We start from the raw sequence: 16,570 nt of genomic DNA, 5'->3' as shown, positions 1-16,570 counted from the left end.
CGCTGAAGCAGTGGGTCGTCAGTGTCCCAAGTCTCGAACGGGCTTGTTCACAAGATCTTCATGCGAGTCCAAGTGTCTTCCTGAGGCCTTGTAGCCCTTGTCATCGGATCGCGGCCCGCCCGGCTTTGCGCCATCGTTCTCAGGGATGGCCAATGGAGTGACTTCGACCTCTGCCAGCCCGTCTTGCCGCGAAATGCCGATCTTGCGCGCCGTAGAGGGCGAGAGGTCGATGATGCGGTCCTTCACGTACGGACCCCGGTCCTGGATGGTGACCACCGCACTGTCCCCCGTCTCCAGGTTGGTCACCTTGGCCGTGGTCCCCAGGGGGAGTGTCTTGCTGGCAGCGTTGTCGTCATGCGGGTCCATGCGGGTGCCATCCGCCATTTTCCGGCCCGCGAATTTGTCGGCGTAGAACGACGCCTTTCCAACCTGCTTGCCGCTGCTGCGGTCGAGGCCGGGCTTTGCTGCCGAAGATGGTTTGGACACCGATGCTGGCGCGGTCGACTGCGGCGACTTCGGCGCGGGCTCCGGCGACGAAAGCACGTCCCTCACGGCGCCTGGTTCGACCGTGTCGCGCGGCGCGGGGGTGATCGCGCAGCCGGAGACCGCGCATGCGATGCAGGCCTTGAGCGCAGCGATGCGCCAGTAACGCGGAAGCGTCGACATGGCAGTGAGCCTCGCGGCGATCAGCCATGCCGCTTGAAGTACTGCACCTCGCGCTCGTGCTGCTCGGCCTGCGCGCGCGTGTCGAAAGGTGCCGAGATTGCGGCGTCGGCCTGTCTTCGAATCGATCTTGCGCGAATACAGGCGGTATTGGCCTGATGCCAGTTTTCGGATCATGGTGGACTCCCATGCGAGGATGATGCGAATACCGGTAGCTTCTGCCGCGCGCCGCGCGCGAGGTGTCGGACATCTCCGATTTGCCTGGCGGACGTCGCCCGCCAAGCAGGCCGTCCGGCTCATTCTCATTCCTCATCCCATCGGAGGCCATGGCCCATGCAGGACTACTACGCGGCGCGGGCGAACGAGTACGACAAGGTCTACCTCAAGCCCGAGCGGCAGGCCGATCTGCGGCAGATCGAAAGCTGGCTGCCCACCGTCTTCGCGGGCCGCTCGGTGCTGGAGCTCGCCTGCGGCACCGGGTACTGGACCCAGTTCTACGCGCCGGCCGCGGAACGCGTCGTCGCCATCGATGCGGCACCGCAGAGCCTGCGCATCGCCCGCACCCGGGTGCCGGCGGAGAAGGTGCAGCTCGTGGAGGGCGATGCCTATCGCCTGCCGCCGCTGGCGACCCGGTGCAACGCGGGCTTCGCGTGCTTCTGGTGGTCGCACATCCCGCGCTCACGCATCGATGCCTTCCTGCGGGGCTTTCATGCGGCGCTGGCGCCGGGGGCGAAGGTGGTGTTTCTGGACAACCGGTTCGTGGCCGGGAGCAGTACGGAAATTTCGGAGAGGGATGAGGAAGGGAATACGTACCAGGTGCGCAGACTGGCGGATGGGTCCACGCATCGGGTGTTGAAGAATTTTCCGGGGCGGGAGGAAGTGGTGTGGGCAGTGGCCCGGCATGGGGGCGGGGTTCAGTATTGGGAGTGGGAGTACTTTTGGGCGGTGGAGTACTGCTGCTCTTAGGGGCGCGCTACGGGCCTTTGCGATCGTTACGGCCGCTTCTCAATGAGATCTTGGAAGGGCCGGACGGGATCGTGCTATCCAGCACAGGCCCCAAGCCGGCTCAAGCGAGCCGATTGATCAGATCGGGCGCGGATATGCCGATGACCTTGCAGACGGCGATGAACTCGACAACATCCAACTGACGCTCGCCGTTCTCGTACTTCGAGACAAATGATTGAGGCCGCTTCAGCCGCTGCGCAACCTGCGCCTGCGTGAGGCCAGCGGCGGCACGAGCCTCGGCAAGCTGGCTGGAGAGCTTCTTATAGGTTGGATGGAGGCCTCGCGACACGAGCGCGAACGTACATCCTGTTTTAGAATATCCCAATTCAGGATTTTCTCGACCCGACAATGCTGCACGGCAATGAGACATGAGGAGCGCGACGTCCCTTGCGCTGTTGCGCCGTATCGCCCTCCAGCCCCTGCCCTTGATCCTGACGGACGATCGTCTTTTCGAGGACATCAGCATTCTGGTAAGGGCCGGGCTGTTGATAGCAACCATGCAGGTTGTCGTGGAGCCGCTGGGCGGTCTTCCTTTGCCTGGCCTTGTCGTTGAGGAGGTCACCCAATTGGGCTGGTTGGTCATTCGAAGCAAGACGAAGATGTAGGGCGGACGGAGGAACAGGACAAAGGAGGCAGATTGGACTTCCGCTACAGACTGGCTGCAGTCAGTTGCTTCGGCGAAAGAACTGTCTGCTGTGTGATGGAGTCTTGCCGTTCGCCAGCATGCCGATGCACTTAACCGTTGCAGCGCAGCGGATCTGCGCTGTCGCCGGCGTGCTCATCAAGATGCAACCCTGAGACGGACTGTCGCGCCGGGCTCCATTGGTCTATTCGCGCACCCAGCCGCACTCGGCCCGTGATTGAGACCCGCGCTTGTTCTACATAGCGGGGGCCGGTTCGCTATTTCAATCGCAAAGCTTGCTTTCACCCAGGAGCCTGCCACTCCCAGACGTGGACCTCTTCGAAGGTCTTAGGCAGGAGCAGGCGGCCAATTTCGATACTTGCCGCCAACGGCGTCGCCGGGTGGATATGCAAGATGCGACCTCCTGCAGCGAAAAGGAGTTGCAAGAATGCGTTGAAGCTAGTGCGGAACTGCTGCAGGTGCACTTCTTTGCGGATGATGCCGCGGTCGGGCGCTACAGCCTGGAACTCAACGACATCGCGGCCGACGGGATGCTTAGCCCTACCGGAGATGCTTACCACCACCGACACCTCCCGCGAGAGCGTTGCCGGCACCGTGTAGGTGTACTCGGGCTCGGGACAGGCTTCGCGGGTGTCCCAGAGCCACTTCTCGCCTGGCAGGTCCAAGATGGTCGCAGGCGTCTTGTCCCCCACGAGAGCGCCGAGCTTCATCAGCATCGGGATGGGAGCGAAACCGGCGATGGTCAGATGCGCAGCCCCACCCCGGGAAGTCAGCTCTGGAAGTACGCGTTGCTCGTACTGCTGGGTGAGCGCGCGCTGTGCATTCGCCCAGAAATCGGGGTCGTTGTCCTGCAGGTGGAAGTTGCTCTTGTCGATGTGGATGTAGGCCGCTGTCGGAAAGCGGTTGAAGTTGCTGTTGGTCAACATCGCGTAGTGGATGTTGCGCACGTCGATGACGGGCACATGGGCACCAATCGGAAACGACATGATGATTGGAGTGCTCTCTACCACACCTGTAGCCGAGTAGACGCGCTCGATGCGCGCCTCGTGTTCGCGCTTCATGGCCCGCAACTGTTCGGCCGTGAACTCGTTGCTCTTGCCGTCCCGGTCGATGCGCGCGTGGCAGTCGAAGCATGCGAGCATGAGGTTGTTCGGGTCAGCGGCGAGCCTCTCGGATTCCCCCAAGATGCCTCGAGCACCACCAGGGCTGTCGGCAATGATGTGGGCGTACTCACCGACCTTGCACCGAGCCTTAGTCAGGAAGTCGCGGTTCACCGGCTTGCAGCAGCCACGAAATTCGCAGCGGCCGGCAGCTGCCACCCACAAGTCGCGTCGAACATCGACAGGGATGTGCGCGCGTTCTTGGGTCCGAGTGACCTTAACCGTGGTCGTCGATTTCGAGGTCACCTTAGCTGGCGCCGGTTTCTTGGTTGCCATTCTTCTTCTCCAAGTTCAGTTCCCGAAACGTGCCTCGGCGACTCAACGTCCAAATGCGCATGCAGTGCGTACCGACGATAGGGAAAAACAGGCGCTCACCCTCGTAGGTATCGCCGGCTACGGCTTGCTGCCAATCTCGCCGATCGACGCCAGACGGCGTGGGGTCGGGCTCGGGGTGCGTGTGCCAAAGCCCGAGGTATGCCGACGTGCTGTTCTCCTGCGACCATCTCTGGCGAGCGACTTGCTCGTGCTTCGACGACCGGAAGAAGCCGAACCTACTGCGGCGGTCGCTGTGCTGCGGTGTCGATACCTCGTCAACGACTACATCATGCGAGTCCAGGAGGTGCCTTCCGAGCAGGACACCACCGGCTTCGCAATGCCACCAGCGATGCTGTGCGAACGCCTGCATCTGCTGCAAGGCGTGCTCCAGGACGATGAGGCGCTGGCGCGGTGTAACGCGGTAGACGAGCCTCACGTCGCGGGTTCCTCAGACGAGCGGCATTGCCGGCACGCACGGCCAAACACCTGGCGCGTCGCGTCGTCGGGGAGGGTCGTTCGTGCTGCTTGGAACCAGGGCGTAGTGCGCAGGCCGTGCTCGACGGCCGCTTTGCCTTCGCCAACCCAAAAACGGTAGGACGGTTCCCGTGCCTCTCCCGCAGCGACTGCGGTTATCGCCGATAGCATGTGCTCGGCCGCCAACAGGCCAGTTCGCCGCGCCTGGATGGCACCGTACGGGACGAATGCACCGCTACATCCCGTGAGGTTGCGCGTGACCGGTTGGTTCGGCTCGAGGAATGACGTTCGCGACGCCTGGGACGGCAGCCCCTCGTCGTCGCGATAGGCGCAATCGAGGCAGCCCTCGCCCTTGGTCCACACCAGCACCGAGTGACCGCCCAGGTCCAGTGCTTCGAGCCAGGTGAAGACCACCGGAAGGTCATGGCGCGAGCCTTTCAGTGCACGCGAGAACGAGCGCTCGACGGAGGGGGTGCCAAATGCCAGCACGATGCCGTCATACCGGCTGAGGTCGGCGGCTTTCAGCCACTCCTGCGCACTCGTTGTGACTGGCGTGATGCTCAGGCCTGGGTAGCGTCGCTCTAGCGCCAATTTCAGCCCCAGCGGCTTGTCCATGTCGATGTATAGCGGCTCAAGGACATGGCGAAAGACGTTGTCCTCCGAGTACTCGTCATGGTCAACCACGGTGAGCTTGCCAACGCCTGCCGCCGCCAGCGTATCCACCACCACGCACCCGACCGCACCAGCTCCTAGCACGACAACATGCTTGGCGAACAAATTAAGTGACGCGCCGCCGCGCTCGCGCATGTAGTTGATCGTGTGACGTCGCAAAGTCAACGGCGTAACCTCCGACTTCTTGTCGACGACGCCGCGATTCGCGGAAAAGCTAATGGCAACTAGCGAACTTCCACCCGCTTGACGCGGTACAGACACCAGCAAAGCCAGCCTCTTCGGGAAGTTCTTCGAGGGGCCCACCAACTGATCCCAAAGAGCCTGCTGCTCAGGTGACATTTGCTGTAGCACATCCTCGATGAACGCAAACGTCACCTTGCCAGGATCGACTGGTGGCATCGCGATGGTGTCGAGGTGGACGTAGAGCGCACGATGCGCGCCTAGCTTATCGTGCTTGACCTCCCACGGTACCTCGGCGTTTCGCTCAAGGAAGTACCACGACGGCTTCTTCAAGCTGAGGTTAGAGAATCCCTTGAGCAGTCGCGCCTTGCCGTCGACTTCGAAGTAGGCCCGGGCTCGCAGCGACCCAGGCATGCTGTGCCAGTAGCCCTCGAGCTCGTTAAAAAATTCGACGTACCCCGTCGCGGCGTCCTCGGCAGACTTTTCGAGCAGGTCGTACGCCTTGAGGACGGTGTGCGCGACGATGTCGTCGGGCCTCGTCGCGTCGAGTGAAAGGCCTTGGCCGTCGTCGATGCAGATAACGCCCTGGTAACTGACGTGGGCCAGCAGCGTCGTCGGCGGGTACGTGAATACCTTGGGCAAACGAAGGCGCTCTTCGGCGCAATCGACGTAGATCGGCCACTTTCGCGTCGTGCCAGTGAGTTCGACGCCCAAGGTATTTGCCGTCGAGCTCTCTAGCCGAGCGACGGCGATGCCGCGCAACGCGCACGCTGCACTGACAGCCTCGAAGCCGGCTTCGACCCTCGTGGGGTCGACTACCGGCGTAGCGGCGGCATCCGTCAAGCGGAGTTTCCGGTACTGATGACCGCCGGCGCGACTGCCTTGGCCGTCTCGGCCCTCTCGGGAACCTTGAAGTCGTCGCCGAACTGCTTTTTCAGAATCTTGCAGGCGTCTTCGGGCAGTTCCTCGTTGTACGCGTCGCGCAGGTGGTCGCGCAGCGACTTGAGCTTCTCCTTGAAGATCTTCATCTGGGCGGCGGTGCGCTTGGCCATTAGGTCGGTGAACGGCTCCACCGGCAGCATGACCTTCAGGCGCTCGTGCATGCCGTCGTCCTGGCGGTACTCGTAGGTGAACTGGCCAAGCATCGTCTCGACCCAGTCAAGCATCGCTAGCAGGTCAACGGGTTTGCCCGATGTGCCGAAGTTCGGCTTAAACCAATGCAACGCCGCAACGGTTAGTGCGATGCTGAGCGGGGCGCCCGCGCTCCCGAACTGCCAATGGCGCCAGCGCTTCAGGTAGCGGATGCAGCGGCGGTACTGCGCCTGTTGGTCCGAGTCCTGGAAGGTGCCGCAGATGCGCTGGGTCAGCCCCTTTGGGTCGGAGGCCTCCCAGATGCGGTGCTCCGGTGCCGAGTTCTCCTTGCCCTTAGCCAAGCAGAGCTTGCCGTTGGCGTCCCGAGTGTAGATGGCCAAGTCAACGTGATAGAGAGTCTCGCCGCCGCTCACGTAGTTCACGGTCACGCAGGGGCGACGGACAAGGACGGTGCGGAAATTCGTGTCAGCGGCATCGCGCACCTTCTTCTTCAGCACCACCGGGTCGGGGTATTTGTCTTGATCGCATTCGAAGATGAGACCGACGTCGATGTCGAAGTTTCCATCCAACGGGACCACGCCGGTATGCATGGAATAGCTACCTTGGTTGAAGTTGGTGAACGAAGGCACGTCGTCGCCGAGGTTGGCTCTCAGCGCCTTGACGATGGTGTCGCGCTTCTCGCGCAGGGTGGCCTTCTCGTCCTCCTCGTCGAAACAGATGGCACTGTGGAATTCTTCGAATTGCTTTTGCACTGCCGGCACGGCTTCTCCTACGGTTGTTCTTGCCTTCTCATGCCGCCCTTGCGGCATCCCGCTGCCACCTTGGGGCGAAACCAAGCGTTTCAAGAGTTGCGGGAAAAAATCGCGTCGACCGCAAGGGTAGGGCAGATGGCACCACTAGGGGGATCGTCTCCTCCCGCGCTCGGCGCAGGCTGGTAGCCGCATCCGTCAGCGACGTGATTGCAATGAATTTATGGCAACGCAGCCGCCGCGTGCCTGGCGAAGGACCGGAAGGCGATGGAAAGTAGCCGGTGAGACTCTGTCGATGAGAGGCGGCATACGCTGCATACCCGACATCACCGACACCACTGCTGCTCACAAGGCACCCCATCATTGTTCCCATCCATCTTCACGCCAGGACAGTTTTTCAAAAAGTAGGTCGCCTCCGCACACGAGGTCATCTGCGAGCAACGCGTCCGCCATCGCACTTGAACAACGCGCTCACTGCGGCAGGCTTGCTCTCCGCTGACGGACTCCACGCCTGCTCGGGCGCGGAACGGCTAAGGACCTGACGCTTATCCTCGAAGTGCGTGTATGCCTTCCAACCGATCAGGCACACGATCGCCAGAACAATCAGCCTCGTCATGTGCCGTACTTCTCCGTCTTCATGCAGTACCCCTGCATTTCGGAAACGCTGCGCACCCCCAGAAGGACTCGCCCGCATTCGCCCCCTTGCGCGCAGTCCTCCGCACCATCTGCCCCGCGCATCGCGGACATGCAGGCGCCATCGCTGCAGCACGGGCCTCCTCCGGCACATCTTGAGTCCCGCCTTCAGCACTGCGCGCCGGCACATCGCGCCCCGCCCCACGCACCGCCCGAATCAGCCCAAACAGCGCATCCCCATCCATCAACTGGACATTCCGCCCCTTCGCAAACTCGCGCGCATCCGCCGTGAACCGCCCCGAGGTCATCACGAATCCGCCCGCAGCGCCGCTGGCAGCCATCACCCCATAGAGTTCCCGCACCACCTGCACGGAGACCTTGTACGCGCGCCATTGCTTGCACTGCACCAAGTACTTCTCGCTGCCCTTCCGCAGCACGAGGTCGACTCCGCCATCGGCGCCCGCGCCGCCCAGCTCCTCGACCTGGAAGCCCTTGCGCCTGAAGCCTTCACCCACGAGCAGCTCGAACTCGCGCCAGCTCATGCCTTCGAGCACGTCCGCGGATTTCGCGGTGCTCACGTTGTCGGCAAGGGTCTTTCTCTGGTGGCGCCGCCACGCGGACACGGCCGCGCCGGCGAGGCAAGCGAAGGGCAGCAGGTACTGGCCGACAGAGGCCAGCGCATAGAAAAGGCCGGAGCCGAGCTGCGGCCTGGTGGTCATCTCGGCGGCGGCGCGCAGCGCCCAGCCATGCATGAGGACGTAGAAGATGGGCGCCATCGCGACACCCGCCCACCAGGGCAGCATCGACACCAGCTCGATCATGTCGTCGAGCGGGCTCGACTTCTTGCGTCTCGGCATGCGCTTCTCTTCTCCTCGTTCTTCTTTCTGGGGTAGCGCCAGACGTGGCTCGCCGGACTCTAGTCGCAAGCGCTCCGATGGGGAATCATCCTTCGGAAGGAGGCGCGTGATTTCGTGACATCTGCCGCAAGCGCGGGCCAAAGGTGTCTCATGCGCATGCCCTTGACTTGAAGTCCGCTTGAACTTACACAGTCCAGCTTTCACCCCCTGGGCCAGCAAAGAAAGATGACGATGGACACCACAGCACCCCCGCCCGGCAACGACCAGACGGCCTTCTGGAACGGACGCGCAGGCCGCGCCTGGATCGAGGAACAGCAGGTGCTCGATGGCGTGCTGAAGCCCTTCGAAGACCAGCTCGTCGAAGCGGTCGACGCCGCGTCTGCGCAGCGCGTGCTGGACGTCGGCTGCGGCACCGGCGGCACGACCTTGGCCATCGCGCGGCGGCTCGGCGCTACGGGCCGCTGCATCGGCGTCGACGTCTCGGAGCCGATGATCGCCCTCGCACGGGCGCGCGCCGAGCGCGAAGGCTTGCCGGCCAGCTTCGTCTGTGCCGACGCGCAGCGCCACGCCTTCGAGCCCGCGAGCTTCGACATGATCGTTTCGCGCTTCGGCGTCATGTTCTTCGACGATCCGGTCCTGGCCTTCGCGAACTTGCGGCGGGCGGCAAGCAAGGATGCGAGGCTCCACGCCATCGCCTGGCGCAGCGCCGCGGAAAACCCGTTCATGACGACGGCCGAACGCGCCGCGGCACCCCTGCTGACCCTCCCCCCTCGGCAGCCGGGCGCGCCGGGGCAGTTCGCCTTCGCGGATCGGCAGCGAGTGGCTTCGATCCTCGAATCGAGCGGCTGGAGAGGCATCGATTTCCAATCGATCGATGTCACCTGCACCTTGCCCGAGGAGGAGCTGGTCGGCTACTTCAGCCGCCTGGGTCCGGTCGGGCTGGTGCTTCAGGACGCGGACGAGCCGACGCGAGCGCGCGTCATCGCAGCCGTCCGCGCGGCCTTCGAGCCGTTTGTGCAGGCAAGCGAAGTTCGCTTCTCTGCCGCCTGCTGGCGCATTGGCGCCGCGGCCACCTAACCCACCACGAAGAAGCGAAGGAGAGTTGAACGTCCGCATTCGCGAAACTGCTACTTCCGCTTTGGACCCGCTCCTGTCATTCGACACGTCGAATTGCGCGCCGCAAAGCAGTCACAGGGTCGTATCGCGTCCGTGTACGTCATCAGCCCTTCACATCCGCATCTAGGTCGGGCGCCGTCCGCGATGCCTGGCCAGCGCCTGCGCATCCGGCACTGTGACTCTGCGGCCTTCAAGTGTCAGCAGCCCGGCATCAGCCAGTTCGCGCAGGATGCGAGAGAAGTGCTCGGGTGTGAGGTTCAGCTGCGAGGCGATCTCCGCCTTGGCGGCCGGCAGGGTGATCATGATCGGCCCCGGCTCGCCGCGGCGATGGCGCAGCAGGTAGGCGACGAAGCGGTGGGTGCCGCTGCCGATGGCCTGACGCTCGAGTTCGCGCACCAGACTTTCGATGCGCTTGCTGAGACCAGCGATCATCCGGCGCGCGAACTTCGGGCTGCGCTCGATTTCGGCGAACACCGCCTCCTTGGGCAGGTGCAGTAGGAGCGTTTCGCTGGCGGCCTGCGCTTCGACGAGCGCAGGTCGCTCGAGGAACATCACCGGTTCGCCGAAGCTCTGACCGGGCCCGACAATGCCTGACAGCCGTGCGCCGCGCATCGGTGTGCTTGAAACCAGCTTGATCTCGCCGTACACGACAAGGTACATCCCCGTCGCCGGGTCACCCTTGCGAAACAGCGTCTCACCGCGCTTCAGCGTTCGTCGCGTGGTGCCCGCCGCCAAGCGGGCCAGCGTCGCCGGGTCGAGCTCCTTGAACAGCGGCATGCCAGCCAGGAAGACTTTGGGGGCGATCTCCCTGCGAGCCATGGCGATTCAGGCGACCAGCTCGATCAGCACTGGATCGTCAGCATGCTCGATCAGCATCGCGTGAACCCAGTCTTGCCAGCCCTCGGCGAAGGCCCGCCGCGTCGCGGCGTCCGCCGCCGGCGCCATCGCTTCCTGGAACAGGCTCTTCAGCGCCGACGGGCGCCGTACGGCCTGCGGGTGATGGGTCAGCTCGACGGACTGCCCGGTGTCCACACGGGTGAAACGGATCTCACCGGCCATTGGCACGCCGAAGCGCAGCTGCCCCTGCCGGGTGAAGCGATCGGCGAGCCCCTTGAAGCCACCCTCGTTCGCCGCACCCGTGATCAGGCCAGCCACGCTGCCGATCACGCCGGCCACGCCCTCGTCGAGCTGCCGTCGCAATTCCACTCGCACATCGCCGCGGCGAGGGGGCCCGTCGGCGTAGAGGCGAGCCAGTGCAGTGCGAGTCATCAGATAGGCCCCGGCCACCGTCGGGCAGGAATGCCCGGTGAGTTTGACCGCGTCGCTGTACCGGTACTCGATGACGCCGTCCGCCGCCGCACCCAGGGCTTGCGCTAGAGCGTCATGGACCACGATGGCTGGCACGGCGTCGAAGAATGCGGGAGTACGCATGACCGGGACTCTCACGCCTTCGCCGGCGCGGGCTGGCCAAGGCGCTGCCGCACCACCTGGCCGACCAGAATCGCTGCCGGGTACATCACCTCTTCCTCGGTACGCGCATGCTGCATCAGCTGCTGCGCGAACTCGACGATCTCGCTACGACCGGCACGCTGCGCCGCTTCGCGCAGCCGTTGCAGCGCCTCGACGATGGTGCGGTGTTCGGCCAGCATGCCCGGCAGTTCGGCTTCGAGCTGGTCGGTCAGCTCGAGCACGCCGGCCATCTCCGGCGTTACGTCGCCGCGGGTTAGCGCAACCAGCAGGCCCAGTGGCGGCAGGGCTATCCGGTCTTCCTTGACGAAGTGCGGATGCATCAGTCCTGCCAGGGTTTTGGCCAGTTCGCCGACCTCGCCACCGGCCCGCGTCGCCTGCCTCAACTGCTCGTGCAGTTGCTCGTGCTCCTGCTGCAGCGGTGTGGGGATGTCGTACTTCATGATTCAACTCCTGTGCTTCAGTGAACGTTGCGGATCGGCTTGAAGCCGGGGTGGTCGAAATGGCCGCTGTATTCGTTGATGGCGACGACCACCATGGCCAAACCTTGCGCCGGACTTAGCTTCGCGTTCTTGCCGGACATTGCGTCGGTGCCTTCGAGCAGATCGGCAATTACCAAGTGCAGCATTGCGTCGGCCCTGGGCTCGAGCTTGCAGTTGGCCACGATCGTGCCCACCTTGGTCTCGACCTGTGAAGCCAGGTCGCGATACTGTGCCGCGTCGAGCTTACCGCCATGGGCGTCGCTCAAGCGCGGTTCGACCAGCCCGCGAATCAGGACCATGCCGTTGCGCAGGGCCTCGTCGGTGGCCCATTTGCGGCCCTGGTCGAGGGTCAGTTTGTGCGGCGCGGCCGCGTCGTGGCTGTGGGCGGTGGTTTGCGCCAGCGTCGTGCCGGCGAGCGCTGCCGCGAAGGCTGCTGCCGCCACTGCTGCGGTGAGCTTGTGCCAACTGAACGTAGTCATCTCGAATCCTTCACGTTGATGGAGGCGCCTGTCGCCTTCCTACTGCGTCTGATGTGACAGGCGAACCTGCGTTCAATGAACGCCGCGTTTTCTTAGGATTCATCAAGAACTGCGCCCGCTGCCCGTACTACGTTGCTGAGCGGTGATCCGCTTGATCGACAGCCCCAACTTGCAGGCCCGGCGGCTCTGACGCACTTGATCACCTCAACCCGCGATCTGGTGATGGGCGGCCGTCCATGCCTGGGGCTCCCGATCCTGCTCTGGGACCGCATTGTTTGGCACAGCACCCGGAGCGGGGGAGCGCGCCATTAGCGCAAGCTGAGAAAGCGGGCGATCTGCGCCACCGTGCAACTCCCCGAGTGGGCCTACGGATCTGTGCGAATCGTCTTTCTCCTAGAGATCGCTGCGTCTCATGAAATAAAACGCCTCGCTTTGCGTTATCGCAAGCCTTCCTTAATGCTTCAAGCGCATCCTGTGCCCTGACTATCAAACTTCAGGTTGCGATCTATGCAATGTCCATCCGTGCCCTGCAGCATTGCGCTCGCGATGCTCGTGGTCGCCGGCCAACCCGCGTGGGCGGGCAAGGAATGCGACGCCCCGCCCGAAACATGGCAGTCGGGCAGTGCCGTTCGCGCCCTGGCCGAACGCAACGGTTGGCGCGTCGAAAGACTCAAGATCGACGACGGCTGCTACGAGATCAAAGGTTATGACGCCGAGGGCCGCCGCGTCAAAGCCAAGGTCGACCCGGCCTCGCTGAAGGTCATCAGCATCAAACGCGAGCACGGGGACCGCGGTCGTCAAACTCAACGCGAAGCACCCCCGCCGACGCCTGATAGTGCACCCACCGGCCTGCTCACGCCGGGCTCGACGCTCGGACTTGGCTGACCCCTTCTTCCCTTTCTGCGAACTTCCTCAGGAGTGCACGAATGAAGCTTGTATTGCCCCTTGCCGCGATCGCGGGTGCGCTCGCGGTCCCATCGATCGCCTCGGCGCGTCAGGTGACGCTCGAGACGCAGATGAAGGACTACGGCGGCGACGGCGCCTATCTCGCCATCTACCTCAGCGATCGCACCGGCCGCTACCAGCGCACGCTGTGGGTCGCAGCGCCAAAGGCCAAGTATTGGCGCCACCTGCCCGACTGGTACCGCGCAACTGGCGGCACGGCAAAAGTCGATGGCATCAGTGGCGCAAGCGTTGGGGCTGGCAAGGCCTTGCGGGTGACGGTCGAGCTGGCGGACACGCTGCTGGACGCGGGCTATGAGATCCACATCGACACCGCGGTCGAGAAGATGAAGGAGAACCCGTCGGAAGTGGTGGTTCCGCTCACGTCTGCGGGCGCTGCAAAACCGGTGACTGGACGCGGCTACGTCAAGTCGTTCCGCTACATCCTTTGAGAGGCGAGGAGCGCGATGCTGCGCAAGCTCCATTCGACCCCCGGCCTGATCGCTGCGCTGCTGCTCGTCGTGATCGCACTGACCGGGTCGGTGCTTTCGGTGTTTCCGACGCTGGAGCAGGCGGGCGCAAGGGATACAGCGGGCATCGACGTCGCAACTCTCGTCGGCCGTGTCAGCGCCCGCGTGCCCGGTGTCGAGACGCTGGTGCGCCAGCCCTCGGGCACGATCGTCGCGTACCACCTGGTGGGCCAAGAGCAGCAGGCATCCATCATCGACCCCGGCAGCGGCGATGCAGTTGCGCCGTACCGGCCCTCGGCCGTCCAGCGTTGGGTGAAGAACCTGCACCGCAAGCTCCTGCTCGACGACGCCGGCCGCGTGGCCACCGGCGTTGCGGCCGCCTGCATGCTGTTCATCGTGCTCTGCGGCCTCACACTGCTCGCCCGGCGAATGGGGGGATGGAAGCACCTTTCCGGCCCGGTGCGCGGCAACACGCTGCAGCGGCTGCACAACGAGACCTCGCGCGTTGCGCTCGCTGGCCTCGTGCTGTCAGCCGCCACCGGACTGGTCATGTCGCTGGCGACCTTCGGCCTGATGCCCGAGGGAGGCGGGACTGATCCTTTCTTCGACGTGCGCCCGAGCGCCGCAACGACGGTGGCGCTTGCTCGGATGCCGGCGCTGCGAGCCGTCGACGTGTCGCGGCTGCAGCAACTGAAGCTCGCGAGCCCGGGCGATCCCAGCGATGTCATCGAACTGGAGACCACCGATGGCGCCGGCGCGATCGATCCTGCAACCGGCACTTGGCTCGCTTACCGCACGCTTGACGGCTGGCAGCGTCTGCACGCGACGGTGCGCATGCTGCACACCGGCGATGGGCTCTGGTGGCTCGGGTTGCTGCTGGGCGCGTCATCAGTGACGGTGCCTTTGCTTGCCGTGACCGGCTTCCTGCTCTGGCTGCGCCGCCGCCAGGGACTGCCGCGGCTGGCCAACAACGCCCCGGCCCAGGGCGCCGATACCGAGCTGCTGGTCGGCAGCGAAACCAATACGACCTGGGGATTCGCCGTGGCCCTGCATACGGCGCTGACACAAGCCGGGCTGCGGGTGCACACGGCACCGATGAACGACTTCGCGGCCGGCTATCGCAATGCGCGTCGCCTGCTCGTCCTAACAGCGACCTATGGCGACGGCGAGGCGCCCGAGAGCGCACGCCAGTTCCTGGCGAGGCTTGCCCGGACGCCGGCATCAACCGGCGTGGCGTTCGCCGTGCTTGGCTTCGGTGATCGGCAGTTCCCGCAGTTCTGCGGTTATGCGCAACAGGCGCACGCGGCCCTCGCCGCCAAGGGGTTGGAGGCGCTGCGCGAGCCGGGCACGGTGGACCGGCAATCCGAACCCGAATTCCTCCAATGGTGCGAGCGGCTCGGCGATGCGCTCGGCGTGGCGCTCGACATCCACTACACACCGCTGCTGCCGCACACCACCGCGCTGAAGCTCGTCTCGCGCACCGACTACGGCGCCGATCCTCAGTCCCTGACCGCCGTTCTCCGCTTCGTGCCAGCGGCGGCTGCGCAAGGATGGCGATCCAGGCTCGGCTTGTCGAGGTTGCCCACGTTCGAGACCGGCGACCTGCTGGGCGTCGTCCCCCCGGGTGGTGCCTCCCCGCGCTACTACTCACTGGTGAGCGCCGCCTCCGACGGAGTAGTCGAGATCTGCGTGCGCCGCCTCTTCGGCGGCGTTTGCTCAGGCTATCTCACCGATCTTCAGCCTGGAGCGACGATCGAGGCGTTCGTACGGCCGCACGAAAGCTTCCGCCCCCCGGCAGGCGCCGCGCCGGTGATCTTGATCGGTGCAGGCACCGGCATCGGCCCGTTGATAGGTTTCATTCGGCACAACGCGCCACAGCGAGCGATGCACTTGTATTTCGGCGCGCGCAGCCCCGAGGACGGATTCCTCTACGGGGAAGAACTCGACGGCCTCGTTGGCGACCGCCGGCTGCGCTCCTTGACGACGGCATTCTCACGATCCTCCACCAACCGGTCCTATGTCCAGGATCGGCTGGTTGCCGACGCGCAGCGGCTGCGCGAATTGATCGGGCATGGCGCGCAGGTCATGGTGTGCGGCGGTCGCATGATGGCAGAAGGTGTGGCGATTGCCTGGGAGGGCATCCTCGCAGGCACCGGCCTCTCGGTTGCGCAGTTGAGGACGCAAGGACGCTATGTCGAAGACGTCTATTGAGTGGTTGCCCGGCTTGCGTCTGAACGACTGCAGCACGAGCGGCGACACGATGGGCACACGCTACAGCGCGCGCTTCCACGCGCCGGCGGGAGCGAATCTGCGCTTGATCGTTGCAGAGCTGGCGAGTGGCGTCACCGCGGTCGACAACCAGATGTCCAACTGGAAAGCCGATTCGGACCTGTCCCGATTGAACCGGACAGCGCCCGACAATTGGGTCTCCATATCGGCAAACCTGGCGGCCCTGCTCGTTCGCGCGATCGAAATCGGACGCGAGACCGGCAACGCATTCAACATCGGCGTCGGCGATCTGGTGGACGCATGGGGCTTCGGACCGAGTGGCTCGCAGCGTCCGCCGGACGTGCCTGCAGGGCCACGCCCCTGTCCTCCGGTGGACGAACTGCTGGAGATCGATGTGGTGGGGAGTCGGGCGCGCAAACATGGGCCCGTCGCCCTGGACCTGTGTGGCATTGCCAAGGGCTTCGGCGTCGACGAACTCGCTCGGGTGTTGGACCGCCACGGCATTGATTCCTGGCTGGTCGGCATTGACGGCGAGGTGCGGTCGCGAGGCGGCAAGCCGGACGGTTCGGCGTGGGCGATCGCCCTCGAGGCCCCCGAGGACGAGCGGCGCGCGGCGATGGGTGTGGTCGAACTGCGCGACGCGGCAATCGCCACCTCGGGCGACTACCGGCACTGGATCAAGGTTGACGGTAAACGGGTTTCGCACACGATGGACCCGCGCACCAGCCATCCTCTGCAGGGAACCCTCGCTTCGGTCACAGTCATCTCGCCGGTCTGCGCCGACGCGGACGCCTACGCGACGGCGCTCATGGTCCTCGGGGAAGAGGCTGGGCACGAACACGCACGGCGCCTTGGCCTCGACGCGTTCTTCGTTGCACGAGCCGGCGACGGGCTTCGCGCAACCGGTACCGGCTTCTTTGGCGGCGCTTAGGTACTCCGCTT

General features: G+C 64.5%; 19 protein-coding genes. 6 read left to right on the top strand and 13 right to left on the bottom strand.

The genetic code is table 11. From position 1 onward, the window contains the following. Positions 1 to 18: 18 nt before the first annotated feature. Entirely contained in the window at positions 19 to 840 is an 822-nt protein-coding gene (locus J2739_RS24060; RefSeq protein WP_309906392.1) for a septal ring lytic transglycosylase RlpA family protein, read from the bottom strand. A gap of 156 nt (positions 841 to 996) precedes the next feature. Between J2739_RS24060 and J2739_RS24055 the strand changes: the two genes are divergently transcribed. Continuing rightward, positions 997 to 1,629, top strand: a complete 633-nt coding sequence (locus J2739_RS24055; RefSeq protein ID WP_309906390.1) for a class I SAM-dependent methyltransferase — start codon at positions 997 to 999, stop codon at positions 1,627 to 1,629. 100 nt (positions 1,630 to 1,729) lie between these two features. Here the strand turns inward: J2739_RS24055 and J2739_RS24050 are convergent, their stop codons facing one another. From J2739_RS24050 to J2739_RS24015, 8 genes are all read right to left on the bottom strand, one after another. Next, positions 1,730 to 1,957 (bottom strand): helix-turn-helix domain-containing protein, encoded by a 228-nt coding sequence (locus J2739_RS24050; RefSeq protein WP_309906388.1) that lies wholly within the window; start codon positions 1,955 to 1,957, stop codon positions 1,730 to 1,732. A gap of 37 nt (positions 1,958 to 1,994) precedes the next feature. Next, positions 1,995 to 2,234, bottom strand: coding sequence for a hypothetical protein (locus J2739_RS24045; RefSeq protein WP_309906387.1), 240 nt, complete (start codon positions 2,232 to 2,234; stop codon positions 1,995 to 1,997). Positions 2,235 to 2,592: 358 nt separating this feature from the next. Continuing rightward, the gene (locus tag J2739_RS24040; protein WP_309906385.1) at positions 2,593 to 3,747 is read right to left on the bottom strand and encodes an SAVED domain-containing protein; all 1,155 of its coding nucleotides are present in this window, start codon (positions 3,745 to 3,747) and stop codon (positions 2,593 to 2,595) included. Next, the gene (locus J2739_RS24035; protein WP_309906383.1) at positions 3,719 to 4,222 is read right to left on the bottom strand and encodes a Mov34/MPN/PAD-1 family protein; all 504 of its coding nucleotides are present in this window, start codon (positions 4,220 to 4,222) and stop codon (positions 3,719 to 3,721) included. Before J2739_RS24035 ends, J2739_RS24040 begins: the two co-directional genes overlap by 29 nt. Then, positions 4,219 to 5,955, bottom strand: a complete 1,737-nt coding sequence (locus J2739_RS24030; RefSeq protein ID WP_309906381.1) for a ThiF family adenylyltransferase — start codon at positions 5,953 to 5,955, stop codon at positions 4,219 to 4,221. The genes J2739_RS24035 and J2739_RS24030 overlap by 4 nt, the downstream gene beginning before the upstream one ends. Next, positions 5,952 to 6,965, bottom strand: a complete 1,014-nt coding sequence (locus tag J2739_RS24025; RefSeq protein ID WP_309906379.1) for a nucleotidyltransferase domain-containing protein — start codon at positions 6,963 to 6,965, stop codon at positions 5,952 to 5,954. Before J2739_RS24025 ends, J2739_RS24030 begins: the two co-directional genes overlap by 4 nt. 314 nt (positions 6,966 to 7,279) lie before the next feature. Further along, the gene (locus tag J2739_RS24020; protein WP_309906480.1) at positions 7,280 to 7,384 is read right to left on the bottom strand and encodes an excalibur calcium-binding domain-containing protein; all 105 of its coding nucleotides are present in this window, start codon (positions 7,382 to 7,384) and stop codon (positions 7,280 to 7,282) included. A 204-nt stretch (positions 7,385 to 7,588) separates the two neighbouring features. Next, complete coding sequence (locus J2739_RS24015) at positions 7,589 to 8,443, bottom strand: restriction endonuclease (RefSeq protein WP_309906376.1); 855 nt, start codon at positions 8,441 to 8,443, stop codon at positions 7,589 to 7,591. Between the two features lie 231 nt (positions 8,444 to 8,674). Between J2739_RS24015 and J2739_RS24010 the strand changes: the two genes are divergently transcribed. Continuing rightward, complete coding sequence (locus tag J2739_RS24010; protein WP_309906374.1) at positions 8,675 to 9,520, top strand: class I SAM-dependent methyltransferase; 846 nt, start codon at positions 8,675 to 8,677, stop codon at positions 9,518 to 9,520. Between the two features lie 162 nt (positions 9,521 to 9,682). On the opposite strand, the gene J2739_RS24005 is transcribed toward J2739_RS24010, so the two are convergent. From J2739_RS24005 to J2739_RS23990, 4 genes are read right to left on the bottom strand one after another with little or no spacing between them, the layout of a single operon-like run. Beyond that, positions 9,683 to 10,336 carry a Crp/Fnr family transcriptional regulator gene (locus J2739_RS24005; protein ID WP_309906372.1) on the bottom strand — a complete coding sequence of 218 codons (654 nt, stop codon included), beginning with the start codon at positions 10,334 to 10,336 and terminating at the stop codon, positions 9,683 to 9,685. Between the two features lie 48 nt (positions 10,337 to 10,384). Next, positions 10,385 to 10,990, bottom strand: coding sequence for a hypothetical protein (locus tag J2739_RS24000; RefSeq protein WP_309906370.1), 606 nt, complete (start codon positions 10,988 to 10,990; stop codon positions 10,385 to 10,387). 11 nt (positions 10,991 to 11,001) lie between these two features. Continuing rightward, a complete protein-coding gene (locus tag J2739_RS23995) occupies positions 11,002 to 11,469 on the bottom strand; it encodes a hemerythrin domain-containing protein (RefSeq protein ID WP_309906368.1) in 468 nt (155 codons plus the stop codon). Positions 11,470 to 11,486: 17 nt separating this feature from the next. After that, positions 11,487 to 11,951, bottom strand: coding sequence for a hypothetical protein (locus tag J2739_RS23990; protein WP_309906366.1), 465 nt, complete (start codon positions 11,949 to 11,951; stop codon positions 11,487 to 11,489). A gap of 582 nt (positions 11,952 to 12,533) precedes the next feature. Between J2739_RS23990 and J2739_RS23985 the strand changes: the two genes are divergently transcribed. From J2739_RS23985 to J2739_RS23970, 4 genes are read left to right on the top strand one after another with little or no spacing between them, the layout of a single operon-like run. After that, positions 12,534 to 12,872: a PepSY domain-containing protein gene (locus J2739_RS23985; RefSeq protein WP_405053940.1), complete on the top strand. Its 339-nt coding sequence runs from the start codon at positions 12,534 to 12,536 to the stop codon at positions 12,870 to 12,872. A 41-nt stretch (positions 12,873 to 12,913) separates the two neighbouring features. Next, a complete protein-coding gene (locus J2739_RS23980; RefSeq protein ID WP_309906361.1) occupies positions 12,914 to 13,381 on the top strand; it encodes a DUF2271 domain-containing protein in 468 nt (155 codons plus the stop codon). A 15-nt stretch (positions 13,382 to 13,396) separates the two neighbouring features. Next, a complete protein-coding gene (locus tag J2739_RS23975; protein ID WP_309906360.1) occupies positions 13,397 to 15,610 on the top strand; it encodes a PepSY domain-containing protein in 2,214 nt (737 codons plus the stop codon). Beyond that, complete coding sequence (locus J2739_RS23970) at positions 15,591 to 16,559, top strand: FAD:protein FMN transferase (RefSeq protein WP_309906358.1); 969 nt, start codon at positions 15,591 to 15,593, stop codon at positions 16,557 to 16,559. The genes J2739_RS23975 and J2739_RS23970 overlap by 20 nt, the downstream gene beginning before the upstream one ends. Positions 16,560 to 16,570 lie beyond the last annotated feature (11 nt).

The sequence above is a fragment of the Variovorax soli genome, from assembly GCF_031454625.1.
In the GTDB taxonomy this organism is placed as follows: Bacteria; Pseudomonadota; Gammaproteobacteria; order Burkholderiales; family Burkholderiaceae_C; genus Variovorax; species Variovorax soli_A.
This window is presented reverse-complemented; position numbering and strand designations above follow the sequence as displayed.